Raw genomic sequence first — 22,591 nt, forward strand, 5'->3', positions numbered from 1 at the left:
GGCCCCAGGCTCAGGCGGCGAAGGTCGCCAGATAGGGCAGCCGGGCGACGGTCGCCTCCAGGGCGGTGCCGTTAGCGAGCAGCTGGCTGGTGGCATCCCACTGGCCCGTGCTCAGCATCTGGCGGGGGCCGGCGGCCAGGTCCAGGGCCCAGCTCTGGTCGGCGCCGCTCAGGGACTGGGCAGCCACGTCCAGAGTGAAGGCAGCAGCCGGGTCGGCAGCGGCCGCCGCCTGGATGGCGAGCATCCCCTCATGGCTGGCGGTGAGGCAGGGGATGCCGAGGGCCAGGCAGTTGCCGTAGAAGATCTCGGCGAAGCTCTCGCCCACCACGGCGCGGATGCCCCAGCGCATCAGGGCCTGGGGCGCGTGCTCGCGGCTGGAGCCGCAGCCGAAGTTGCGGTTCACCAGCAGGATCGAGGCACCCTGGTGCTCAGGCCGGTCGAAGGGGTGGGGGCCAGCGGGGGCCTGGGCCAGCTCGGCGCGGTCATCGGCAAAGGCCGCCGGACCCAGGGCCTCGAAGGTGACGCACTTGAGAAAGCGGGCCGGGATGATCCGATCGGTGTCGATGTCGTCGCCGCGCACCACCACGGCGGTGCCGGTCACGGCGGTGATCGGTCCGAAGGGGAAGGGGGTGGCCATGGGCACAGCGGCGACGGGATCGGGCGGGGTGATCAAGAGAAGGCGACTCAGGCAGCGAGCAGCTGGCGCACGTCGGTGACCTTGCCGGCGATGGCGGCGGCGGCCACCATCGCGGGGCTCATCAGCAGGGTGCGACCCGTGGCCGAACCCTGGCGGCCCTTGAAGTTGCGGTTGCTGGAGCTGGCGCTGATCTGGCGGCCCTCCAGGCGGTCGGGGTTCATGGCCAGGCACATCGAGCAACCGGGCTCGCGCCACTCGAAACCGGCGGCAGTGAAGACCTGATCCAGGCCCTCGGCCTCAGCCGCCGCGGCCACCTGCTCGGAGCCGGGCACCACGAAGGCCTTGATGCCGGGGGCCACGTGGCGGCCCTTGGCCACGGCAGCGGCGGCCTGCAGATCGCTGAGGCGACCGTTGGTGCAGCTGCCGATGAAGCACACATCCACCGGCGTGCCGGCGATCGGGGCCCCGGGCTGCAGGTCCATGTAGCGGTAGGCCTCCTCGGCCAGGGGCCGCTCGTCGGATTCGGTCTGCTCCAGGGTGGGCACGGTTTCATCCACACCGATGCCCTGGCCGGGGGTGATGCCCCAGGTGATGGTGGGGGCGATGGCGCTGGCGTCGAAGCGCACCTCGTCATCGAACACAGCGTCCGGGCCACTGGCCAGGCTGCTCCACCAGGCCACGGCCCGCTCCCAGGCCTCGCCGCTGGGGGCATAGGGCCGGCCCTGCAGATAGTCGAACGTGACCTGATCGGGGTTCACGTAGCCGCAGCGGGCGCCGCCCTCGATCGCCATGTTGCAGAGGGTCATGCGCTCCTCCATCGAGAGCCCTTCGATCGCCGGGCCGGCGAACTCGTAGGCGTAGCCCACACCGCCCTTCACGCCGAGGGTGCGGATCACGTGCAACACCAGATCCTTGGCGTAGACGCCCGGCTGCAGCTGGCCATCCACCCAGATGCGGCGCACCTTGAGCTTGCCCATCGAGAGGCTCTGGCTGGCCAACACGTCGCGCACCTGGCTGGTGCCGATGCCGAAGGCGATGGCGCCGAAGGCTCCGTGGGTGGATGTGTGGGAGTCGCCGCAGGCCACGGTCATGCCGGGCTGGGTGAGGCCGAGTTCGGGGGCGATCACGTGCACGATCCCCTGGCGGCCGCTGCCAAGGCCGTGCAGAGTGATGTTGTGCGCCGCGCAGTTGGCCTCCAGGGTGGCCAGCATCTCCTCGGCCAGCGGGTCAGCGAAGGGGCGCGCCTGGCTCGTGGTCGGCACGATGTGATCCACCGTGGCCACGGTGCGCTCGGGATGGCGCACGCCCAGGCCCAGGTCCTTCAGGGCGGCGAACGCCTGGGGGCTGGTCACCTCGTGGATCAGGTGCAGGCCGATGAACAGCTGGGTGGATCCCCCTGGCAGCTCAGCAACCTGGTGCAACGCCCAGACCTTGTCGTAGAGGGTGCCGGCGCTCACGGAAGACCCCGAAACTCGAATCGGCCAGCCTAGGGCTGCAAGCTCCGCCGCAGGCGATCGAGGGCCTCTCCGGCCGTGAGGGTCTGGATCCAGGCACGACCGCGGGACCCACCGAAGCGCACCCCCTCGCTGCTGCTGCCGGTCGGGCCGGCAACGGCAATGTGCACCAGCCCCACCGGCTTCTCCGCGCTGCCCCCACCCGGGCCGGCGATGCCGGTCACGGCGATCGCCCAGGTGGCGCCGGTGGCGCGGCGGGCCCCCTCCGCCATGGCGAGGGCCACCGGATCACTCACGGCGCCATGGGCCGCCAGCAGCCCAGCCGGCACTCCGAGCAGCTCCTGCTTCACGGCATTCGCGTAGGCGATCACGCCCCCCAGGAACACGTCGGAGGCGCCGGGCACCGCCGCCAGGGCCGCACCGATGCCGCCGCCGCTGCAGCTCTCCGCCACCGCCAGGGTCTCGCCCCGCTCACGCAGGCGCTGCAGCACCACTGCGGCCAGGCTGTCGCCGTCGGCGCCGTAGCAGCTCGCCCCGGCCCGCTGGCGCAACTCCGCTTCCACCGGCGCCAGCAGGGCCTCGGCGGCGGCCGCGCTGCCGGCCCGGGCCGTGATCCGCAGGGTCACCTCCCCGGCGCCGGCATAGGGGGCCACGGTGGGGTTCTCCAGGGCCAGCAGATCGGCCACCTGCTCGGCCAGGGTCGATTCGGCCACGCCCCAAAAGCGCAGGGTGCGGCTGGCGAACACCCCCGCCGCCAGGCCGGAGGCCCGCAGCCAGGGGGCCGCCGTGGCGGTCCACATCGCCCGCATCTCGCTGGGCACCCCGGGGAAGGTCATCAGCGTGAAGCCCGGCTGCACGGGGAAGTCCAGGGCAGCAGGATCCGGCGTCCAGATCAGCCCCGGGGCCGTGCCGGTGGGGTTGGGCAGCACCTGGGCCCCGACCGGCAGCAGGGCCTGGCGGCGAAGCGAAGGCGAAGGGGACCGGCCCCGCAGCGCCAGCTTGGCCTCGATGTCGGCCCACACCTCGGGCCGCTCCGTGAGGCGAGCGCCGAAGGCGGCGGCGATGGCCTCGGTGGTGAGGTCGTCGGGGGTGGGGCCCAGGCCGCCGGTGCTGATCAGCAGCCGACACCTACCCGCCGCCGCGCGCACGGCGGCGATCAGCCGCTCGCGGTTGTCGCCCACCACCTCCTGGCGGAAATGGGGCACCCCCAGGGCCGCCAGCTGCTCAGCCAGCCAGCGGGCATTGGTGTTGGTGATGCCGCCAAGCAGCAGCTCGGTGCCGACGCAGAGCAGCTCGGCGCCGCCGTCCGACGCCCCCAGGAGCTCAGCCGCCATCGCCGGCCTGCTGCTCGCGGTTGAGGCTGCGGCGGCAGCCGATCACCACCCCGATCAGCACGGCGGTGGCCAGGGCCAGCCACAGGAAGCGGTTCTCGGCGTTGGCGAGCACCAGGGCCAGGGCCGCCAGCCACTGGGTGAAGGCGTAGATCAGCACCACCGTGCGGCGGTGGCTGAAGCCGGCCCGCAGCAGCCGGTGGTGCAGGTGGCGCCGGTCTGGGTAGAAGGGCGAGTGGCCGGCGCTGACGCGGCCCATGATCACCGCCGACATGTCGGCCAGCGGCAGCGAGAGGATCAGCAGCGGCAACAGCAGGCTGACGCTGGTGATCCCCTTGGCCGGGCCCACGATGCTGATCGCCGCCAGGGCAAAGCCGAGGAAGTAGGAGCCGCCATCGCCCATGAAGATGCGGGCGGGGTTGAAGTTGTGGCGCAGGAAGCCGAGGCAGGCGCCGGCCAGGGCGGCGGCCAGCAGGCCGGCGGCGGGCTGGTCGAGGCTGTAGCTCACCGAGAGGAGCCCCACGGCGGCGATGCCGCTCACGCCGGCGGCGAGGCCGTCGAGACCGTCGAGCCAGTTGATGGCATTGGTGATGCCCACCAGCCAGATCACCGTGGCGAGCAGGCTGAGGCCGGCGGGCAGGACCAGCAGCGGCTCGGCCTGGCCAAGGCCTGCAAAGGGCAGCTCAATGCTGCCGATCCGCACCCCCTGGCTCCACACGGCGATGGCCACCGCCACCTGGCCGGCCAGGCGCGGCAGGGGCGGCAGGGCGAACAGATCGTCGGAGAGGCCGATCGCGAAGTAGCAGAGCGCTCCGGCCAGGGTGGTCCAGATCAGCCGGTCCTTCTCGGGCGGCAGCGAGCCGAAGCCATCCAGCCCCCAGATCAGCCCCAGGGCCAGGGCGAAACCAGCCACGATGCCAATGCCGCCCAGCCGCACCATGGGGGTGGTGTGCTGCTTGCGGGGATCGGGAGCATCGGTGAGGCCCCAGCGCAGCCCGAGCCGGCGCACCAGCGGCACCACCAGCGCCGTCACCAGGGCCGCCGCCGCCAGGGTCACCAGGGCCGCGACGTCCGGTCTGGTGGAGAGCGTCACGGCCTGGGTGGGGGCAGGGGATCGGCGGGAAGGGCCCCGACCGGCCGCAGCTTAAGCAGGGCAGGCCAGATCCATCGGCCTCAGGCGGGTTGGAGCTGGCGCTGGGCGTCGTAGAGGGGGAAGCGGGCGCACAGGACCGCCACCCGCTCGCGGCAGCGCAGCTCGATGGCCGCGTCCTCGGGATTGAGCAGCCGGTCGGCGATCACATCGGCCACCTCGCGGAAGGCGGCCTCATCGAAGCCGCGGGTGGTGCAGGCGGCGGTGCCGAGGCGCAGGCCGCTGGTCACGAACGGCGACTGGGGATCGAAGGGCACCGTGTTCTTGTTGGCGGTGATGTGCACATCGCTCACCAGCAGGTCGGCCACCTTGCCGGTCATGCCGATGCCGCGCAGATCGAGCAGCACCAGGTGGTTGTCGGTGCCGCCGCTCACCACGTCGATGCCGCGCTCCTGGATGCGCTCGGCGAGCGCCTTGGCGTTGGCCACCACCTGCTGGCTGTAGATCTGGAAGCTGGGCAGCAGGGCCTCGCCAAAGGCCACGGCCTTGGCGGCGATCACGTGCTCCAGCGGGCCTCCCTGACTGCCGGGGAAGACCGCCTTATCGAACTGCTTGCCGAACTCGGCGTCGTTGCAGAGGATCAGGCCGCCGCGGGGACCGCGCAGGGTCTTGTGGGTGGTGGTGGTCACCACATGGCAGTGGGGCAGGGGGTTGGGGTGCACCCCGGCGGCCACCAGGCCGGCGATGTGGGCCATGTCGGCCAGCAGGTAGGCGCCCACCTCATCGGCGATGGCCCGGAAGGCGGCGAAATCAATGGTGCGCGGGTAGGCGGAGTAGCCGCACACGATCAGCTTCGGCTTGTGCTCCAGGGCCAGCTGGCGGATCGTGTCGAAGTTGAGCTGCTGGGTCTCGGGGTCCACGCCGTAGTGGACGGCCTTGAACCACTTGCCACTCACGTTCACGGGCGAGCCGTGGGTGAGGTGGCCGCCGTGGCTGAGGTCCATGCCCAGGATCGTGTCGCCGGGCTGCAGCAGGGCCAGGAACACGGCGAAGTTGGCCTGGGCGCCGCTGTGGGGCTGCACGTTGGCCCAGGCGGCACCGAACAGCTGCTTGGCCCGCTCGATCGCCAGGTCCTCGATGGCGTCCACGTGCTCACAGCCGCCGTAGTAGCGCTTGGCGGGCAGGCCTTCTGCGTACTTGTTGGTGAGCACCGAGCCCTGGGCCTCCATCACGGCGCGGGAGGCGAAGTTCTCGGAGGCGATCAGCTCCAGGTGGGTCTGCTGCCGCTCCAGCTCCTTGCCGATCAGAGCGGCGATGGCCGGGTCACTGGTGGCCAGGGGGGTATCGATCACTGCGCCGCTGGTATCCGCCATGGGGGCCACTGCCGCTGAAGGTGAACCGATCGTAAGAAATCAAGGTGAGACAGGTTGCGAAACCCACCCCCAGCGGACCGACAGAACTGGCCGGGGCTGGCGCAGACGTGCTTCGGAGCCCACCTGTGGGCGTCGGGCCGATCGATGGCGAGGCATCGCGGCTGGCGGCCATCAAGCACAAAAAAACCGCCCCGTGAGGAGCGGCTTTGATGTTGTAGGCGCGCCTGGAGAGATTCGAACTCCCGACCCTCTGATCCGTAGTCAGATGCTCTAATCCGCTGAGCTACAAGCGCCTGCGCCTGCCCCAACATTCTCGTCATACCGAGGGCCCATCCGTCAACTGTCGGGGCCGGAGCGAGGCCGGGGCCGGGGCAGCGCAGCGGTGCGCCGCCCCGCGACGTTCCAGGGGCGCCGGCCACAATCGATCCCAGCCCCCATCCCCTTCGCACCTGAACCCATGCCGATCCGCTGGTACGGCCCCGCCAACCCGGAGGACCCCACCTACCGCCACTTCGCGCGGATCGTGAACCTCTGCCTGCATGGGGGCGCCTTCGCCGCCATCAACAGCGGCCTCTGGTTCGTGCAGGGCCTGCGCCACCCCTGGAGCCACCTCGACTGGTTCACGGGCACCTGGGCCGTGCTGCTCGTGGTGCACCTGGCGGTGGTGGTGGGGCTGAGGCCCCAAACCGAACCGCAGCGACCATCCTGAGCGGGGAGCCCAGCCCGAAGCCAGCTCCCCTCCAGCCCGTCGCCCCCTCGCCATGACCCTCTCGTCCCAGGAGATCCAGGAGCTGGCCAGGGAGCTGGCCGACCGGCTCTACATCCAGATCTCCGGCTGGCACCTCTACCTGGGCGATGCGGGGCTGGCCGAACCCCTGGCGATCGAGTGCGCCGCCCGGCTGGAGCTTGGCGCCGGTGTCTGCGCCCGCCAGGCCCTGGAGGCGGTGCAGGTGCCGATCGGCGGGGGCACCACCAAGCTGCCCCTGGCCCGGCTCGTCCCCGCCGGCCAGCTGCAGGATCTCGAAGAGCTGCTGGCGGAACGGGCCAACTGAATCAGCCCTGGCTAGCCAGAGGCGGTGCCGGGCCAAAACGCTTGTCGCGCCAGTGTGCGCCGGATAGGGTTGCGCCTCAACGCCGCCGCGGCTCTGTGCTGGTCATCCAGGTCACCAACGCCCGCGAGGTGATGCGCCAGCGCATCGGCCGGCTCGGCAGCCGCCTGATCGGCAAGGTGGTGGATGCCGAGGCCCAGGTGGAGAAGGCGCTGATCCAGGAACTGGAAACGGCCTTCCGCGACTTCGGCATCGAGGCCCGCATCTTCTCGATCGACGGCCCCGAAATGGTGGGTCGCAGCCACCTGGAGATCCCCGTGCAGGTGCGCGAGGAGCGGGTGGTGGAGCTCTGAGCCTCAGGCGCCACCCGGCAGCTTGCGCCGCAGCTGCAGGGCCAGATCCCGCACCTCCGGAACGCCGGCCGCCGAGGCCACCAGCCCATAGGCCAGCAGGCCCACGCCGCTGGCAAAACCGCACTCCACCAGGCGGCCCCACAGGTTGGCGGGCCAGGCGATCCCCACCGACAGCCCCCAGGCCGCCAAAGACCCCAGCAGGGCCGCCAGCAGCAGCAGCAGGCTGTCGCGGGCCCAGGCCCGCAGGGGCATCCCACCCAGCCGCCGCTGCAGGGCCAGCAGCAGGCCGAGGCAGGTGATCACATTCACCGCCACGGTGGCCAGCACCAGCCCCGGCGCCCCGAAATTCAGGGCCGGGAGCTGCAGCCCCCAGGGGGTCGGCCCGCCCACCAGGGTCCAGTCGAAGGCCACGTTGAGGCCGATGCCGGCCATCGAGAAGCGGAACGGGGTGGTGCCATCGCCGAGTGCGTAGAACACCCGCACCAGCACGTCGCGGCCCAGGTAGGCGGGCATGCCCACCCCGTAGGCCATCAGCAGCCCCCCCACCAGGGCCGCGGCCGTGGCATCGAAGGCTCCGCGCTCATAGATCAGCGCCACGATCGGCCCGGCCAGGGCCACCATCAGCCCGCCCAGGGGCAACATCGAGGCGCTGGAGAGCATCAGCCCCTGGCGGATGCGGCCGATCAGCTCCGGCCGGTCCTCTGGGGCGGTGAGCCGGGCGAACACCGGCAGCAGCGGCACCAGCAGGGCGTTGGAGAGCAGGCCCAGGGGGGTCTGCACCAGCAGGTTGGCGTAGCCCAGGCCGGCAGCCGCCCCCACGATCCCGGAGGCGAAGAACAGGTCGGTGAACACGTTGATCTGCAGCATCCCCGAGGAGAGGGTCGCCGGCCCCATCACCTGCAACACCTCCTTGACTCCGGGGTGATGCCAGTCCCAGACCAGCTGGAACTTGTGCAGGCCCTGCTTCGCCAGGGCCGGCAGCTGGATCAGCCACTGCAGGATCGCCCCCAGCAGGGTGGTGCCCGCCAGCACGGCGCCGCCCAGCAGCGCCTGCTCGGGCAGGGCAATCGCCGGGCCCAGCTGCCACCAGAGAATCCCCAGGCCGACGATCACCGCCACGCTGGAGAGCAGCGGACTCACCGAGGGCAGCCAGAACTCATCGGCGGCGTTGAGGGCCCCGAAGCCCAGCCCGATCAGACCGGCGAACAGGGCCATCGGCGCCATCCAGCGCAGCTGCAGCACGGCGATGGCGTGGCGCGGGCCGTCCAGCCCCGGCCCCACCAGGGTGATCAGCGGATCGGCAAACACGAACAGCAGCACGGTCACACCGATCAGCCCCGCCCCCACCAGGGTGTTGATCGCCGCCAGCACGTGGGCCCCCTCCGCCCGGGGGCGGCGCGCCAGCACGCTCACCATGGCGCTGTGGAACGGCCCGTTGATTCCCCCCAGCAGGATCAGTAGGAATCCGGGCAGCACATAGGCGTAGTTGTAGGCGTCGTAGGCGAGGCCCACGCCGAAGGCGGCGGCGATCACCTGCTGGCGCACCAGCCCGGCCACCTTGCTCAGGGCCGTGGCCACCGCCACGATCAGGGCGATGCGGCGCAGCGATTGACTCATCCGGGAGGCCGCAGGCCCTCAGCTGCGGGGATTCTCCCCTCCGCTCCCCACGGCAGCATGGGCACACCGCCGGCCCCGCAGCCGGTCCTCCCCTGTGCCCCGGGCGCTGCCCCGCCGATGTCGACCAGCCCCGCCAGTGCCAGCTCCCGTTCCAGCTCCGGCACCAACGCCAGCAGCAGTCCCGTGGTGGTTCTGCCGCTGGACCCCCTGCGGGAGGGAGTCTTGCTGAAGCGCTACAAGCGCTTCCTCGCCGATGTGGAACTCGACTCCGGCGAGGTCGTGACCGCCCACTGCCCCAACACCGGTCCGATGACCGGCGTGCTCCATCCGGGCGGCCGGGTGCGGCTGCGCCACGCCCCTTCCCCCACCCGCAAGCTGGCCTGGACCTGGGAGCAGGCCGAGGTGGCCGGCGCCGATGGCCAGCCGATCTGGGTGGGCATCAACACGGCCCTGCCCAACCGGCTGGTGCGGGCCACGATCGAGGCGGGGCTGCTGGGGGCCTGGCTGGGCCCGATCGAGGCGATCCGGGCCGAGGTGCCCTATGGCCCCAACCGCCGCAGCCGCATCGACCTGCTGCTGACCCCCGCGGCGGGCGCGCCCGATCCAAGGCCGATCTACGTGGAAGTGAAGAACACCACCTGGACCGATGGCGATCTGGCCCTGTTTCCCGACACAGTGACCGAGCGGGGTCAGAAGCACCTGGAGGAACTGATCGGCCTGCTGCCCGAGGCGCGGGCCGTGCTGGTGCCCTGCCTGAGCCGCTCGGATGTGAGCCGCTTCGCCCCCGGCGACAGCGCCGACCCCCGCTACGGCGAGCTGTTCCGCCAGGCCCTGGTGGCCGGGGTGGAGGTGCTGCCCTGTGTCTACGCCTTCAGCGACGAGGCGGTGCACTGGCGGGGACTGGCGGCCGTGCAGAGCCGCGCCTAGGCCGGCACGGGTGCACCGTGCAGCGCCAGCCCGGCGCCACGGGCATCGGCGCAGAGGCTGCCGATCGAGGCGGCGCTGAGCTGGACCCGGCCCTCGCAGACCAGGTCCCAGGTTTCAGGCTCGAAGTGGGTCTGCAGCCAGAGCAGGCCCAGGGCCGATTCGGGCATCACCCGATAGCCCGAGGCCACGGCGGTGAGCGAGAGATCCATGCGGGGGCACCATGGTGTGGCTGGGGCCATTGAGCACCCAGCCGGCATCGCGGCACGTAGCCGTCACTACGGATCCAACCCACGGATGCGTGAGAACGCTGTTACTGGGCCCAGGGCAGTCAGGTTGGGCCCAGGGCAGTGAGGCCTCAGACAGCGGCAAGATCCTGGGCGGCGCTCCGCACCTCTGCCGCCGCCTCGGCCTGGCGATGGTGATAGACGCTGCCGCGGTAGTGCAGCTCCAGAGCCGGATCCAGGGGGGCCGCCGCATGGGCGAGGGGGGCGGTGTAGTGCTGGCCGCGGTAGACGTGCTCGACCGGGGCGGGGGACTCGAGAGGGCGACGCTGGGCGGGGTCGTAGGCGACGCCGCGATAGCAAAGGGTGGGTTTGGACACGGTTCCAGGCCTCGAAGGGTTGGGGGATGCACCGGCCAGGGGCCGGGCCCGCTTCGCGGAAAGGAGCGTTGCTTCGCCATGCGGTGGGCTACTTCCAATGGAGCCGGCGGGGCAATGGCCAGGCCGGGCACGACTCGCGCCCACAGGCCGACTCGCGCACTCCATCCAACGTTTTGTCCTTCGATGCATATTTAGCCAATCCCAAGTGTTCATTGCGAACATTTTCCAGGATTCGCAATGCTCCTTAACCGGGGGTGTAGCCCTACGAACGCCGATGGAGCGGAATGGGCGCACCGGCGCGGCCGCAGGCACCCAGCAATCGGCAATTTCGTAGCAAAGGGAACATTGCGTGCGGAGCTCTTGCCGGAATCTTGCCCAGTCCGTGGAAGGGGCCAGCCGTTCCACACCTGAGGATTCCCCACTCACCGATGTCCATTCCATTGCCAGCACCGCGCCGCTCCGGCCCGCGTCGCCTGCAGGACGCCAGCCTGCTGGAGGCGCCGCCCCTGCTCCTCGGTCGCCTGCGGGGGCTGTCCTCCCAGAGCAACCTGACCTGGCTCGCTTGCGTGCCCATTGCCTTGGCGGGCCTTGGGGTGTTCAACCTCTCGGCCCACGCGGCTGAGCTGCCTGAGCTCACCCCGGCCTTTCTGGCCAACAACATGTTCCTGTTGATCTGCGCCGCCCTGGTGATCTTCATGAACGCCGGCTTCGCCATGGTGGAAGCCGGAATGTGCCGCCAGAAGAACGCCGTCAACATCCTGGCCAAGAACCTGATCGTCTTCGCCCTGGCGGTGACGGCCTATTGGTTCATCGGCTACAAGATCATGTACAACGCCGACTGGGTGATTCCTGGTTGGTTCAAATTCGGCGGTCTGTTCTTTGACCCCACCGTCACCCCTGAGATGGTGACCGAGGGCAAGCTGGTCCCGAGCGTTGACTTCCTCTTCCAGGCCGCCTTCGCCGGCACCGCCGCCACGATCGTGTCCGGCCTGGTGGCTGAGCGGATCAAGTTTGGTGAGTTCGTGATCTTCTCTCTGGTGCTGGTGGGGGTCCTCTATCCGATCTCCGGCTCCTGGCAGTGGAACGTGGGTGAGGGCTGGCTCAACAAGCTCGGCTTCATCGACTTCGCCGGCTCCACCGTGGTGCACTCCTTCGGTGCCTGGGCAGGGCTGATCGGCGCCATTCTGCTTGGCCCCCGCATCGGCAAGTTCACCAACGGCAAGCCCCAGGCCATCCCCGGCCACAACCTGGCCATCGCCACCCTGGGCTGCCTGATCCTCTGGCTCGGCTGGTACGGCTTCAACCCTGGCTCCTGGCTTTCTATGGCCCCCGAGGTGCCCTATATCGCCGTCACCACGACCCTCGGCGCCGCTGGCGGTGGCATTTCCGCCACCCTGCTGAGCCAGTTCACCGGTGGTAAGCCCGACCTGACCATGACCATCAACGGCATCCTGGCCGGCCTGGTGGGCGTGACCGCCGGTTGCGACGGCTTCTCGATGCCGGCCGCCTGGGTGGTGGGCTTCATCGCCGGCGTCTTGGTGGTGTTCTCCGTAGCCCTGGTCGACAAGCTGAAAATCGACGATCCGGTGGGTGCCTTCTCGGTGCACGGCACCTGCGGCATCTGGGCCACCCTGGCAGTTGGCCTTTTCAACACCGACAAGGGCCTGCTCACCGGCCATGGCTTCAACCAGCTCGGTGTTCAGATCGTGGGTGTGCTGGCCTTCGCGATCTTCGCGATCGTGAGCTCCTGGATTGTCTGGTCGATCATCGGGGCCATCTTCGGTGGCATCCGCGTCACCGAGAAGGAAGAGGTTGAAGGCCTCGATATCGGCGAACACGGCATGGAGGCCTATCCCGACTTCGTCTCCACCAGCAACTGATCGCACGGAGAAATAGCTGGTCCAGCTCTGTTCAACCCAGGTCCTCCGGCCACACCCGGGGGCCTGTTCCCATCGACAGATTGGGGAAAGGGGAGGCACAGAGGACTGAGCGATCACGGGGCCGAGGCCACTCCGGCCACGACCCAGCCACGGTTTTGTACCGATTGTTACCGGCTGGAACCCTGGAGTCGTGGATGGTGTCCAGGCGAACCCCCATGAGGTTGCCCCCCACGATGACCCATGTCCCTATGGCGGGCGGTGGTCCCACCCCGCTCGCTGTTTTCGACCGCTTCCGCACCAAGGTACTGGCCAAGGTCCAAGAGCCTGAACTCAAGCGCTATGCCGTGATGCTGCTGGCCTTCGGCGCCGCCCTGTTGCCCCTGATGGCAGGATCCGCCAAGGCCGCTCTGCAGAAGGTCCCCACCAACGGGGCCGACACCCTGCTGATGCTGATGGGCTCGGCCATGGTGCTGCTGATGACCCCCGGCCTGGCGTTCTTCTATGGCGGCTTCACCCGCGCCAAGAACGTGCTCAACACCATGATGATGAGCTTCTTCCTGATGGGGCTCGTCGGGGTGCTGTGGGTCGTGATCGGCTATAGCCTCTCCTTCGACACCGGCTTCGGTAGCCCCTTCATCGGGGGCCTCGGCCAGATGTGGCTCAATGGTGTGGGTGGTGAGCTCGGCGATGCCCCCCTTGCCGATGGCTTCTCCATCTCGGCCACGTCCTTCGCCCTGTTCCAGGGCATGTTCGCGATCATCACGCCGGCCCTGATCTCAGGGGCCCTGGTAGAGCGCATCAACTTCAAGGCCTGGTTCTGGTTCTCCCTGCTCTGGAGCCTCTTCATCTACTGCCCGATGGCCAAGATGGTCTGGGGCGGTGGCTTCATCGGTCCCTTCGGTGAGATCGGTGCCATTGATTTCGCCGGTGGCACCGTGGTGCACATCGCCGCCGGTGTCGGCGCCCTCGTTGCTACGGCCATCGTTGGCCCCCGCAGCAACTTCCCCGAAAGCAAGCGGCCGCCCCATAACGTGCCCTTCATCCTGCTGGGTGCCGGTCTCCTGTGGTTCGGCTGGTTTGGCTTCAACGGCGCCAGCTACTTCGCCGCATCGGCCGCAGGCCTGTCCTTCCTCACCACCACACTCTCCGCGTCCACGGCCCTGCTCACCTGGTGCCTGATCGAATGGTTCCGGGATGGCAAGCCCACCGCCGTGGGAGCAGCCACCGGCGCCGTGGCTGGCCTGGTGGGCATCACCCCCGCCGCCGGTTTCGTCTACATACCCCAGGCCCTGATCATCGGGGCAGCCACGGCCGCCGCCTGTTACATCGCCGTCCAGATCAAGTCTGCCATCAAGTTTGACGACTCCCTGGATGCCTACGCTGTCCATGGAGTTGGCGGTACGGTGGGAGCTCTGCTGACCGGCCTGCTCGCGGTACCCGCCCTGGTGCCGGCCGACTACTTCCCCAAGTCGGCGGAAATCCTGGCCAAGAGCGGAAACGCCGGCCTGTTTGTGGCCCACATCAAGGCCGTGCTCATCTCCTATGGCTTCGTTGGCATCGGCACGGCCGTGATCCTCTGGATCGTGGGCGCCACCGTCGGCCTACGCGTCACCCCTGAGGAGGAAGAGCGCGGCCTTGACTTCGTGGCCCACGGCGAAGAGGCGTACGACCCCATGACCTACTGAGACCCCGATGAAACAGATCACCGCCGTGGTGCGTCCCTCCAAGGTCGACGCCATCAAGACCGCCCTCGTTGCCATCGACATCCTGGGCATGACCATCAACGACGTCCGAGGCTTTGGGCGCCAGAAGGGACAGATCGAGCGCTACCGCGGCAACGAATTCACGGTGGAGTTCCTGCCCAAGGTGAGGATCACCACCGTGGTGGCCGACGACAAGGTCGACGCAGCCATCGCGGCCATCACAGAAGCCGCCCGCACGGGCGAGATCGGTGACGGCAAGATCTTCGTCACCCCCGTGGAGACGGCCATCCGCATTCGCACGGGGGACCGCGGCGAGACGGCCCTCTGAAGCCGTTCCCCGGCGTCAACGGGCCCACCCCCAAGCCCCCCGGCCTCACCGCCGGGGGGCTTTCCACTGGGCCCAGCGCCCGCAGGGGCCCCATAGAGTTGCTCCACCGTGCTCTACCGCCGTGGATACCCGCGCGTTCAAGCGATCCCTGCACCACTCGGATCGCTACAACCGTCGCGGCTTCGGCCGGGCCGACGAGGTGGCCGGCAGCCTGGAGCAGGCCTACCAGAGCGACCTGGTCGCCAGCATCCGCGAGAACGGCTACGAGCTGCGCCACGGCCGCCTGAGCGTGAAGCTGGCCGAGGCCTTCGGCTTCTGCTGGGGTGTGGAGCGGGCCGTGGCCATGGCCTACGAGACGCGCCGCCACTACCCCACCGAGCGGATCTGGATCACCAACGAGATCATCCACAACCCCTCGGTGAACCATCACCTGCGTGAGATGAACGTGCTGTTCATCCCCGTGGATGGTGGCGTGAAGGACTTTTCCGAGGTGGCCAGCGGCGATGTGGTGATCCTGCCGGCCTTCGGCGCCACCGTGCAGGAGATGCAGCTGCTCAACGAGCGCGGCTGCCACATCGTGGACACCACCTGTCCCTGGGTGTCCAAGGTGTGGAACACCGTGGAAAAGCACAAGAAGCACGCCTTCACCTCGATCATCCACGGCAAGGTGAAGCACGAGGAGACGCTGGCCACCAGCTCCTTCGCCGGCACCTATCTGGTGGTGCTGGATCTGGCCGAGGCCCAGATGGTGAGCGACTACATCCTGGCCGGCGCCGAGACCGGCGATCCCGCCAGCCGGGCCGCCGCCCGCGACGTGTTCATGGCCCGCTTCGCCAAGGCCTGCTCCCCCGGCTTCGATCCCGACAGGGACCTGGTGCGGGTGGGCGTCGCCAACCAGACCACCATGCTCAAGAGCGAAACCGAGGAGATCGGCCGGCTGTTCGAGCGCACCATGCTGCAGCGCTTTGGCCCCACCCAGCTGAACGAGCACTTCCTGGCCTTCAACACCATCTGCGACGCCACCCAGGAGCGTCAGGACGCCATGTTCGCCCTGGTGGATGAGCCCCTCGATCTGATGGTGGTGATCGGTGGCTACAACTCCTCCAACACCACCCACCTGCAGGAGATCGCTGTGAGCCGCGGGATCCTCTCCTTCCACATCGACACCCCCGAGCGCATCGGACCGGGCAACCGCATCGAGCACATGCCCCTCGGCGGTGACCTGGAAACGGTGGAGCCCTTCCTGCCCGAGGGCCCGCTGCGGGTGGGCATCACCTCAGGCGCCTCCACCCCCGATCGGGTGGTGGAGGATGTGATCCGCCAGCTGATGGCCCTGAGCGACGCCTGAGCGACGTCTCTGGGCCCCCGCCCTTGGAGACGGGCACCCACTCCCCCGCACACCTGCAATCCGCCGCCGCTGTCACAACGGCTGCGACCTCACCTCCAGGCCGCCGTTACATTGGTTGATCTCCCTCGCCTGAGCAGCGATCGGACCCTTCGGAGCGCGTTGACCACTTCCCTCACCAGTGCCGCTCTCGACACCGACCTGCTGGGGCCCCTGCGCTCCAGCAGCGACCCCCGGGTGCGCTGCTACCGCAGCCAGTTCGCCGACCTGATGGAGATGTGGGCCGAGCCGGCACTGGTGGCCAGCTACCTGGATCGCCACGAGGGATGGTTCCGTCGTTGCGCTGCGCCGATGCAGGTGGGCGGGCTCGGGCCCAACGGCTACCAGCTCACCCTAGGCAAGTTCGGCAACTTCGGCTTCGAGGTGGAGCCCACCATTGGCCTGGAGCTGCTGCCCCAGAGCCAGGGGGTCTACCGCATCGTCACGGTGCCAGCCGAGCGCTTCCAGCCCAGCCTGCAGGAGCTCTACGACGTGGGCTTCAATGCGGCCCTGCGGCTCGACCAGCAGGCGAAAGGTGAAGGCCAGGGCAGAGGCCTCACGCTGGTGCGCTGGGAGCTGGATCTGAGCGTGTGGATCAGGCTGCCGGCCGTGATCGGCCTGCTGCCCGAAAGCCTGGTGCAGAGCAGCGGCGACCATCTGCTCCGCCAGATCGTGCGCCAGATTTCGCGTCGGCTCACCTGGAAGGTGCAGGAGGATTTCCACGCCACTCACGGCCTGGACTGCCCACCGAGGCGGCGGGCCCAGTTCTGAGCCCCCGCCCGGTCGACCACAGCCGTGACGCTCAGGCCGGGCGGTTTTCCCAGATCTTGTTGAGAATCTGCAACCCGGTGAAGGCCTGCCACAGGAACAGGGTCATCACGCTCATGTTCAGGCCGACGTGGACCTTGCGGGCGATCAGGTTGCCCTGCTGCATCAGCGGCGAGAGGGCTGCGGCCAGCACCAGCAGGACCGTCATGGCGATGCCCACCAGCAGGTGGGGACCCACGAACAGCTTGCCGTTGTTCAGGTAGGTGACGGCCATGCCGCCGAAGGTGCCGAGCACCATCACCGCCAGCACCGCGCTGCCGAACAGGTAATGGCGTTTGGCGAACTGGCCCTTGATCAGCTCCTTGCGGGCCTCGGCGTCGGCGGTGCGGGTCTTCTTGGCCTTGATGCCCAGCAGCATCGCGTAGCCGCTCAAGGCCAGCAGCACCCACATCGTCAGCGGGTGCACAAAGTTGAGGTTGAAGGCGAGGGCGTCCGGCATGGGGCGCAGGCGAGCGGCGGAGGCTGTGAAGCTACTGCCGGCCCGCACCCGGCCGCCGTTCAGGGCAGCGCCCCTGGGCCGCTCAGTGCAGGAAGTGGCGGCGGCCGGTGACCACCATCGCCAGGCCCAGCTCGTCGCAGGCCTGGATCGACTCAGCATCGCGCACGCTGCCGCCCGGCTGGATCACGGCGCCGATGCCGTGGTCGGCCGCCAGGCGCACGGTGTCGTCGAAGGGGAAGAAGCCATCGCTGGCCAGCACGGCGCCCCGGGCCCGCTCGCCGGCGGCCTCGAGGGCCAGACGTGCTGAGCCAACCCGGTTCATCTGGCCGGCGCCGATGCCCAGACTCTGGCCGCCCTTGGCCACGGTGATGGCATTGGAGCGCACGTGGCGCACCAGGCGCCAGGCGAAGCGCAGGTCCTCGAGTTCCTGGGCAGTGGGCTGGCGCTGGCTCACCACTTGCCAGGCGCTCTCATCCACCGGCTGATCGTCGAGCTCCTGGACAAGCACGCCGCCGAGCACGCTGCGCAGCTGCTGGCGCGACGCCCGTGCGATCGCCTCTGGGGGCAGCTCCAACAGGCGCAGGTTGGCCTTGGCGGCCAGGGCCTCGCGGGCCTCCGGGCTGAAGGAGGGCGCCACCACGCACTCCAGGAACAGGCTTGTGAGCTGGGCGGCGGTGACGCCATCCACCGCGCCGTTGATCGCCACGATGCCGCCGAAGGCCGAGACACGGTCAGCGTCGAGGGCCCGCTGCAGGGCATCGGCGCTGCCGCTGCCGGTGGCCACGCCGCAGGGGTTGGTGTGCTTCACCACCACGGCGGCGGGCTGGAACAGATGGGAGCCGGCCCCGGCCCCGCCATAGCCGAACTCGCGCACGGTGGCGAGGGCCGCCTCCAGATCGATCAGGTTGTTGTAGCTGAGCTCCTTGCCCTGGAGCTGAACGCCGCCAGCGAGGCCCGCGCCGGGGTCGGCGAACCAGGTGGCGCCCTGGTGGGGATTCTCGCCGTAGCGCAGGGTCTGCTTTGCGACCAGATCGAGGCTCAGGCGCTGAGCACCTGTGGCCTCGGACTCGCCCAGCTGGCCGGCCAGCCAGGTGCTGATGGCGGTGTCGTACTCGGCGGTGTGGCGGAAGGCCTGGAGGGCCAGGCGGCGGCGCAGCTCCCCGGTGATGGCCCCGGCCTGCAGGGCTCCAAGGAAGGCGCCGTACTGGCCGGGATCAGTCAGCACCGCCACGTCGGCGTGGTTCTTGGCGGCGGCACGCACCATGGCGGGGCCGCCGATGTCGATGTTCTCGATCGCAACCTCCCAGGTCGCATCCGGGGCGGCGATGGTCTCGCGGAAGGGATAGAGGTTCACCACCACCACATCGATGGGAGCGATGCCCTGGGCCTGCAGATCGGCCTCGTGGGAGGGCTCGGAGCGCTTGGCGAGGATGCCGCCGTGGATGCGGGGGTGCAGGGTCTTGACCCGGCCCCCCAGGATCTCGGGGGCACCGGTATGTTCGGCCACCTTGGTCACGGGCAGGCCGGCGGCGGCCAGGGCCGCTGCGGTGCCGCCACTGGAGATCAGCTGGTAGCCGGCCGCGAGCAACCCCTGGGCCAGCGGCACGAGTCCCTCTTTGTTCGACACACTCAGGAGGGCCGTGGGCGCCATGGCTGCAGCAGCGGTTCTGGGGCCAACCTACGCAGCGAGAGAGGCAGCGGCGCTCCCGCCCCGCTGGCTGCCGCCGGCTCCACCCCCTCGCTCCCGCCCACCCTCTGCCCGACGCCATGGCCAACCTTCCCAGCCCCGAGCCCGACCAGATCCAGCTCGGCCCCGCGGAGGCTGAGCGGCGGCTGGTGCTGCTGCACGGCTGGGGCGCCGACGCCGACGACCTGCTGGATCTGGCCGAGCTGCTGGTGGATCCCCAGGTGAACGTGGTGGCGTTGCGGGCCCCCCATCCCCACCCCTACGGCGCCGGCCGCCAGTGGTACGACCTGCAGCCGATCGACTGGGAGCAGCTGCCCGCCGCCCGCGCCGCCCTGCGGCGGCGGCTGGAGCAGCTGGGGGCAAGCGTGCCCCTGCAGCGGACAGTGATGCTGGGCTTCTCCCAGGGCGGGGCCATGGCCCTCGATGCCGGCAGCGGTCTGCCCCTGGCCGGCCTGGTGGCCTGCAGCGGCTATCCCCACCCCGACTGGCGTCCGCAGCCACCCCTGTGCCCGGTGCTGCTCAGCCACGGTGAGCAGGATCCGGTGGTGCCGTTCGAGGCCAGCCTGGAGCTGCAGCGGCTGCTGGAGGCGGCGGGCCAACCGGCCGAGCTGCTGGCCTTCGCTGGCGGCCACACAATCGATGCCGGGGCGCTGCCGGCGATCCGCCGGTTCGTGCAGGCGTGCCTGGGGGCACCCGATCCGAGGGTCTGAGCGCGGGAGGGCCGCCGGGGCTGGGCCAGCAAAAAGCCGGCCCCATCCGGGGCCGGCGAGGGAGTTGAACGCGAGCGAGAGGCAGGGAGGAAAAGCCGGTCAGGAGCCGCTCTGCCAGCGCTCGACGCGAGGTCGATCAGACGAAGGCGTATTCGTACTCCTCCATTTCCTCCCAGTCGTCGGCGGCCATGGACTCCAGGCCGGCAAACAGGGTGTCCTCGCCGATGCGATCGACGATGGCGCGCAGGGAGGGGAACAAGAAGTGGTTCTCCTCGGCGTACTGGGCGCTGAACAGGCCCTTCTCGCCCCAGAAGAAGCGATCGGTGGTGTGCTCGTTGCGACGCACGTTCAGCAGCGCCGGCGGCACGATGGTCTGCTCGGCGATGTAGCGACGGGCCGCGGTAACGGGCTTGTGGTCGCCGGTTTCGATGTTGTGGGTCACAACATGGGCCAGAACCCGCTGGCCCGCCAGGCGACGGCGACTGATCCGCTTGCGCTTCTTGGACATGGAGTGAAGCTCCCCGAGGGGAGGCTGAGGAACGGAGGGATGGGGACGGCTGTGTCGGAGAGGATCGCAGCGGTCGGCAAGGGTCGGCGTGTCGCGGGAGCGGCAGCCGGAGTCGGCAACGCCCATACGTCTGAGAACCGGGAGCGGAGTCGCCACCGAGGGTCTGCGGGCAGGGGGCCTGCGGGCAGGAGAACTCGGAACAACGGCGCCATCCCATCAGGGCGCCCAAGTCGAAGAGACCCGAAGGGCCTAGCCGACGTGGAACACCCCGAGAGGGAGTGGCCAAAGACACGGGTGATCGCGGCGCGCAAGCACGCCGTTGGGACCGCCCGGCAGCAGAGGAACGAGACTTCTCCTGCTGTAGCCTTGTTTGCAGAAAACCGCAAGCAGGGCCATCGGGTCGACGCCGCGCCGCCCGCTCCCGGGCTGCGAGGTATTGGTCGATACAGGCATCTTAAGACTTTTTCCCAGATTTCGAACGCGGATTCCGAAAACTTTCGGGATCAGGGCCGAGGCCCAGCTCTGACACCGCCCCAGATGCAAGTCTCCAAGCGGTTTCTGGTCCTGCTTGACCAGCAGCTCGCCCAGTTCACCGATCGTCCGGATCTGCTGGCGCTGGTGGTCTACCTGGCCCTGCCGGGCGAGGACGGCAAGCCGTCGCTGGTGCCAATCGGCCAGTGGCCGCACCAGCCGACCCTGCCGGCGGACCCGAGGCCGAGCCCCGGCGGCGGAACCAGCCCCAGCCCCGCCAGCGATACCGCCCAAGGACAAGCCCGGCGCTGGCTGGCCCTGCGCGATGACCGCCTTCTGCTGGGGGCCCTGCGGGTGGATGCGGAGCACTGGCCCTGGCCCCGGGATCTGGGGGACCGGCTCGACGCCACCGCCCGCTGCCTCACCGAGGCCCTGCGGCTCGACCTGGAACAGCAGCGCCTGGGCCGGGAGCTGGACCGCCGCGACGAACAGCTGCGGCTGCTGGTGCACCAGCTGCGTAACCCCCTGGCGGCCCTGCGCACCTTCGGCCAGCTGCTGCTGCGGCGCCTGGAGGGGGACCCGGGCAACCGCACCCTGGTGGACCAGCTGCTGGGCGAGCAGCGGCAGCTGAACCGCTACGTGGATGCCATCGACCTGCTGGCGGCCCCGGCCGTGGAGCCGGCCGCACCCTCAGGCGCCCTGATGGTCGCCGCTCCCGAAGGCGCTCGCCTGCTGCTGCCCGCCGGCCTCGCGGGCGAGACCCCCCAGTCGCTGCCGGCCATCCTCACGCCGCTGCTGGAGCGGGCCAGCGCCACCGCCAGCCTGCAGGGACGGCCCTGGCACGGCCCCGCCGCCCTACCCAGCTGGCGGGGCGATGGCGGCGCCGTGGGCGAGATCGTGGCCAATCTGCTCGAGAACGCCTTCCGCTACAGCCCCGCCGGCTCCGCCATGGGGCTGCACTGCAGCACGTCGGACAGCGGCACATCCGAGAGCAGGACACCCGGGGGAGCTCAGGCGCGGCTGAACCTGACGGTGTGGGACGGTGGCCCGGCCATCCCGGTGCTGGAGCGGGACGCCATCTTCCAGCGGGGGGTGCGGGGCAGCAGCGGCCAAGGGCTCAGCGGCAGCGGCCTGGGGCTGGCGCTGGCGCGGGACCTGGCCCGCAGCCTGGGCGGCGACCTCAGCCTGGTGGTGCCGCCCGCGGCCCTGGATCCGGCCCTGCCAACCGAGGGCAACGCCTTCCAGCTGAGCCTGCCTGGAACCTGAACCCGGCCAGTCCAGCCACCCGGCCGAGACAGCACCACTCCACTACCCCAGCCTCAGCCGCGCCAAGGCGAACAGCAGCAGGCTCCAGCTGGTGGTCCACTCCACGCAGGCGCCATAGCTATCACCGCTGTGGCCGCCCAGGCGCCGCCCCAGCCGCCAGGGCACCAGCAGGGCCGGCAGCAGCCCCAGCCAGCCCTGCCACCACCAGCCGCCTGCGGCCCACGCCAGGGCTGCAGCCGTGAGCGACCCCAGCAACAGCGCGGCCGGCACCAACTCCAGCAGCAGGCCCCGCCAGTGGCGGCGGTGGAAACCGGCCGTGCCCTGGGCGCGCAGATAGGGAAACGCCTGCATCGCCACCAGCGGCGCGATCCGGCCCCATACCGCCGCCCATGCCAGCGCCCAGGGGGCCGCCGCCGCCAGCATCGCCAGGGCGGCCACCCGCAACAGGAGCAGCTGGACCATGGCCTGCACGCCGCTGGCCCCAACGCGGCTGTCGTCCATGGCCTCAAGGCAGCGCTCGCGGCCGGCGGCCAGGCCATCGGCAGTGTCCATGGCGCCATCGAGGTGCAGACCGCCGCTGATCCAGATCCCGAGGGCCAGCACCAGGGCCACCTGGGCCAGCCGGGGCAGCCGCCCCTCGCCCGCCGCCCAGAGCAGGGCCTCCAGTCCACCGATCAGCAGACCGATCCAGGGCGCGAAGCGGGCGATGCGCTCAAAGCGGGGCCGCAGCCCCGGCGGCAGGGGCAGCACCGAATAGAACACCCAGGCTCCCGCCAGGTCCGCCAGCCAGGACGGGGCGCTGGGCTGGGGCGATCGGGCCATGGGGCGCGGGGGCCGGGGGTGCGGGGGAATCCTGCCGCGACCGGCACCTAGGGTCGCCGCAGACCCTGCCCCCAGCCGGCCCCTTGAGCGCGAGCGGCACCACCTCCCCCGACGGCGCCGCCGCTCCGGGTCC

Annotated in this window: 23 protein-coding genes and 1 tRNA gene; 11 read left to right on the top strand and 13 right to left on the bottom strand. The window is 70.0% G+C overall.

Annotation, left to right across the window (positions count from 1 at the left end):
- Positions 1-10 precede the first annotated feature (10 nt).
- From CJZ98_RS07250 to CJZ98_RS07275, 6 genes are all read right to left on the bottom strand, one after another.
- Complete coding sequence (locus tag CJZ98_RS07250; protein ID WP_094589967.1) at positions 11-637, bottom strand: 3-isopropylmalate dehydratase small subunit; 627 nt, start codon at positions 635-637, stop codon at positions 11-13.
- A gap of 47 nt (positions 638-684) precedes the next feature.
- Positions 685-2,094: a 3-isopropylmalate dehydratase large subunit gene (leuC, locus tag CJZ98_RS07255; RefSeq protein WP_094589885.1), complete on the bottom strand. Its 1,410-nt coding sequence runs from the start codon at positions 2,092-2,094 to the stop codon at positions 685-687.
- Between the two features lie 29 nt (positions 2,095-2,123).
- Complete coding sequence (locus tag CJZ98_RS07260) at positions 2,124-3,425, bottom strand: competence/damage-inducible protein A (protein WP_094589887.1); 1,302 nt, start codon at positions 3,423-3,425, stop codon at positions 2,124-2,126.
- Positions 3,415-4,515, bottom strand: coding sequence for an MraY family glycosyltransferase (locus CJZ98_RS07265; RefSeq protein WP_094589889.1), 1,101 nt, complete (start codon positions 4,513-4,515; stop codon positions 3,415-3,417). Before CJZ98_RS07265 ends, CJZ98_RS07260 begins: the two co-directional genes overlap by 11 nt.
- An 80-nt stretch (positions 4,516-4,595) precedes the next feature.
- A complete protein-coding gene (gene glyA / locus CJZ98_RS07270) occupies positions 4,596-5,885 on the bottom strand; it encodes a serine hydroxymethyltransferase (protein WP_094589891.1) in 1,290 nt (429 codons plus the stop codon).
- Between the two features lie 219 nt (positions 5,886-6,104).
- Positions 6,105-6,178: transfer RNA gene (locus CJZ98_RS07275), tRNA-Arg, on the bottom strand.
- 164 nt (positions 6,179-6,342) lie between these two features.
- On the opposite strand from CJZ98_RS07275, the gene CJZ98_RS07280 reads away from it, so the two are divergent.
- From CJZ98_RS07280 to CJZ98_RS07290, 3 genes are all read left to right on the top strand, one after another.
- Positions 6,343-6,594 carry a hypothetical protein gene (locus tag CJZ98_RS07280; RefSeq protein WP_094589893.1) on the top strand — a complete coding sequence of 84 codons (252 nt, stop codon included), beginning with the start codon at positions 6,343-6,345 and terminating at the stop codon, positions 6,592-6,594.
- Between the two features lie 52 nt (positions 6,595-6,646).
- Positions 6,647-6,937 carry a DUF3181 family protein gene (locus CJZ98_RS07285; RefSeq protein WP_094589895.1) on the top strand — a complete coding sequence of 97 codons (291 nt, stop codon included), beginning with the start codon at positions 6,647-6,649 and terminating at the stop codon, positions 6,935-6,937.
- A gap of 95 nt (positions 6,938-7,032) precedes the next feature.
- Positions 7,033-7,287 (top strand): cytochrome-c oxidase, encoded by a 255-nt coding sequence (locus CJZ98_RS07290; protein ID WP_094589897.1) that lies wholly within the window; start codon positions 7,033-7,035, stop codon positions 7,285-7,287.
- A gap of 3 nt (positions 7,288-7,290) precedes the next feature.
- Here CJZ98_RS07290 and murJ read toward each other — a convergent pair whose 3' ends face one another.
- Positions 7,291-8,904: a murein biosynthesis integral membrane protein MurJ gene (murJ, locus tag CJZ98_RS07295; protein WP_094589899.1), complete on the bottom strand. Its 1,614-nt coding sequence runs from the start codon at positions 8,902-8,904 to the stop codon at positions 7,291-7,293.
- 117 nt (positions 8,905-9,021) lie between these two features.
- Here murJ and sfsA point away from each other — a divergent pair, with 117 nt between their 5' ends.
- The gene (gene sfsA, locus CJZ98_RS07300) at positions 9,022-9,831 is read left to right on the top strand and encodes a DNA/RNA nuclease SfsA (protein WP_094589901.1); all 810 of its coding nucleotides are present in this window, start codon (positions 9,022-9,024) and stop codon (positions 9,829-9,831) included.
- Here the strand turns inward: sfsA and CJZ98_RS07305 are convergent.
- A complete protein-coding gene (locus tag CJZ98_RS07305; protein ID WP_094589903.1) occupies positions 9,828-10,040 on the bottom strand; it encodes a hypothetical protein in 213 nt (70 codons plus the stop codon). The two genes, sfsA and CJZ98_RS07305, sit on opposite strands and share 4 nt — an antisense overlap.
- Before the next feature lie 146 nt (positions 10,041-10,186).
- Entirely contained in the window at positions 10,187-10,432 is a 246-nt protein-coding gene (locus tag CJZ98_RS19050) for a DUF4278 domain-containing protein (RefSeq protein WP_232756301.1), read from the bottom strand.
- Positions 10,433-10,860: 428 nt separating this feature from the next.
- Here CJZ98_RS19050 and CJZ98_RS07315 point away from each other — a divergent pair, with 428 nt between their 5' ends.
- From CJZ98_RS07315 to CJZ98_RS07335, 5 genes are all read left to right on the top strand, one after another.
- A complete protein-coding gene (locus CJZ98_RS07315) occupies positions 10,861-12,312 on the top strand; it encodes an ammonium transporter (protein ID WP_094589906.1) in 1,452 nt (483 codons plus the stop codon).
- 215 nt (positions 12,313-12,527) lie between these two features.
- Positions 12,528-13,997: an ammonium transporter gene (locus tag CJZ98_RS07320; protein ID WP_232756302.1), complete on the top strand. Its 1,470-nt coding sequence runs from the start codon at positions 12,528-12,530 to the stop codon at positions 13,995-13,997.
- Between the two features lie 7 nt (positions 13,998-14,004).
- Positions 14,005-14,343: a P-II family nitrogen regulator gene (locus CJZ98_RS07325; protein ID WP_094589908.1), complete on the top strand. Its 339-nt coding sequence runs from the start codon at positions 14,005-14,007 to the stop codon at positions 14,341-14,343.
- A gap of 121 nt (positions 14,344-14,464) precedes the next feature.
- On the top strand, positions 14,465-15,691 hold the full coding sequence (locus CJZ98_RS07330) for a 4-hydroxy-3-methylbut-2-enyl diphosphate reductase (protein ID WP_094589910.1): 1,227 nt from the start codon (positions 14,465-14,467) through the stop codon (positions 15,689-15,691).
- A gap of 159 nt (positions 15,692-15,850) precedes the next feature.
- Positions 15,851-16,498 (top strand): DUF1997 domain-containing protein, encoded by a 648-nt coding sequence (locus CJZ98_RS07335; RefSeq protein WP_390625499.1) that lies wholly within the window; start codon positions 15,851-15,853, stop codon positions 16,496-16,498.
- A gap of 31 nt (positions 16,499-16,529) precedes the next feature.
- Here CJZ98_RS07335 and CJZ98_RS07340 read toward each other — a convergent pair whose 3' ends face one another.
- Together CJZ98_RS07340 and purH are read right to left on the bottom strand one after the other, a co-directional pair.
- Positions 16,530-16,994 (bottom strand): DUF4079 domain-containing protein, encoded by a 465-nt coding sequence (locus CJZ98_RS07340; RefSeq protein ID WP_094589912.1) that lies wholly within the window; start codon positions 16,992-16,994, stop codon positions 16,530-16,532.
- A gap of 82 nt (positions 16,995-17,076) precedes the next feature.
- Positions 17,077-18,645 carry a bifunctional phosphoribosylaminoimidazolecarboxamide formyltransferase/IMP cyclohydrolase gene (gene purH, locus CJZ98_RS07345; RefSeq protein WP_094589914.1) on the bottom strand — a complete coding sequence of 523 codons (1,569 nt, stop codon included), beginning with the start codon at positions 18,643-18,645 and terminating at the stop codon, positions 17,077-17,079.
- Between the two features lie 116 nt (positions 18,646-18,761).
- Here purH and CJZ98_RS07350 point away from each other — a divergent pair, with 116 nt between their 5' ends.
- Positions 18,762-19,391, top strand: a complete 630-nt coding sequence (locus CJZ98_RS07350; protein WP_094589916.1) for an alpha/beta hydrolase — start codon at positions 18,762-18,764, stop codon at positions 19,389-19,391.
- A gap of 136 nt (positions 19,392-19,527) precedes the next feature.
- On the opposite strand, the gene CJZ98_RS07355 is transcribed toward CJZ98_RS07350, so the two are convergent.
- Positions 19,528-19,899 (bottom strand): DUF3155 domain-containing protein, encoded by a 372-nt coding sequence (locus tag CJZ98_RS07355; RefSeq protein ID WP_094589918.1) that lies wholly within the window; start codon positions 19,897-19,899, stop codon positions 19,528-19,530.
- Between the two features lie 537 nt (positions 19,900-20,436).
- Between CJZ98_RS07355 and CJZ98_RS07360 the strand changes: the two genes are divergently transcribed.
- Positions 20,437-21,636 carry a sensor histidine kinase gene (locus CJZ98_RS07360; protein WP_094589920.1) on the top strand — a complete coding sequence of 400 codons (1,200 nt, stop codon included), beginning with the start codon at positions 20,437-20,439 and terminating at the stop codon, positions 21,634-21,636.
- Between the two features lie 42 nt (positions 21,637-21,678).
- Here CJZ98_RS07360 and CJZ98_RS07365 read toward each other — a convergent pair whose 3' ends face one another.
- On the bottom strand, positions 21,679-22,458 hold the full coding sequence (locus tag CJZ98_RS07365; protein ID WP_094589922.1) for an adenosylcobinamide-GDP ribazoletransferase: 780 nt from the start codon (positions 22,456-22,458) through the stop codon (positions 21,679-21,681).
- Positions 22,459-22,591 lie beyond the last annotated feature (133 nt).

The sequence above is a fragment of the Vulcanococcus limneticus LL genome (assembly GCF_002252705.1).
GTDB lineage: Bacteria > Cyanobacteriota > Cyanobacteriia > PCC-6307 > Cyanobiaceae > Vulcanococcus > Vulcanococcus limneticus.

Coding starts and splice junctions, on each gene's coding strand:
- CJZ98_RS07285 (WP_094589895.1), top strand. CDS start 6,647: ATGACCCTCTCGTCCCAGGAGATCCAGGAGCTGGCCAGGGAGCTGGCC.
- sfsA (WP_094589901.1), top strand. CDS start 9,022: ATGTCGACCAGCCCCGCCAGTGCCAGCTCCCGTTCCAGCTCCGGCACC.
- CJZ98_RS07340 (WP_094589912.1), bottom strand. CDS start 16,994: ATGCCGGACGCCCTCGCCTTCAACCTCAACTTTGTGCACCCGCTGACG.
- CJZ98_RS07320 (WP_232756302.1), top strand. CDS start 12,528: ATGAGGTTGCCCCCCACGATGACCCATGTCCCTATGGCGGGCGGTGGT.
- CJZ98_RS07325 (WP_094589908.1), top strand. CDS start 14,005: ATGAAACAGATCACCGCCGTGGTGCGTCCCTCCAAGGTCGACGCCATC.
- CJZ98_RS07250 (WP_094589967.1), bottom strand. CDS start 637: ATGGCCACCCCCTTCCCCTTCGGACCGATCACCGCCGTGACCGGCACC.
- murJ (WP_094589899.1), bottom strand. CDS start 8,904: ATGAGTCAATCGCTGCGCCGCATCGCCCTGATCGTGGCGGTGGCCACG.
- CJZ98_RS07305 (WP_094589903.1), bottom strand. CDS start 10,040: ATGGATCTCTCGCTCACCGCCGTGGCCTCGGGCTATCGGGTGATGCCC.
- CJZ98_RS07360 (WP_094589920.1), top strand. CDS start 20,437: ATGCAAGTCTCCAAGCGGTTTCTGGTCCTGCTTGACCAGCAGCTCGCC.
- CJZ98_RS07355 (WP_094589918.1), bottom strand. CDS start 19,899: ATGTCCAAGAAGCGCAAGCGGATCAGTCGCCGTCGCCTGGCGGGCCAG.
- glyA (WP_094589891.1), bottom strand. CDS start 5,885: ATGGCGGATACCAGCGGCGCAGTGATCGATACCCCCCTGGCCACCAGT.
- CJZ98_RS07365 (WP_094589922.1), bottom strand. CDS start 22,458: ATGGCCCGATCGCCCCAGCCCAGCGCCCCGTCCTGGCTGGCGGACCTG.
- CJZ98_RS07350 (WP_094589916.1), top strand. CDS start 18,762: ATGGCCAACCTTCCCAGCCCCGAGCCCGACCAGATCCAGCTCGGCCCC.
- CJZ98_RS07280 (WP_094589893.1), top strand. CDS start 6,343: ATGCCGATCCGCTGGTACGGCCCCGCCAACCCGGAGGACCCCACCTAC.
- CJZ98_RS07260 (WP_094589887.1), bottom strand. CDS start 3,425: ATGGCGGCTGAGCTCCTGGGGGCGTCGGACGGCGGCGCCGAGCTGCTC.
- CJZ98_RS07315 (WP_094589906.1), top strand. CDS start 10,861: ATGTCCATTCCATTGCCAGCACCGCGCCGCTCCGGCCCGCGTCGCCTG.
- purH (WP_094589914.1), bottom strand. CDS start 18,645: ATGGCGCCCACGGCCCTCCTGAGTGTGTCGAACAAAGAGGGACTCGTG.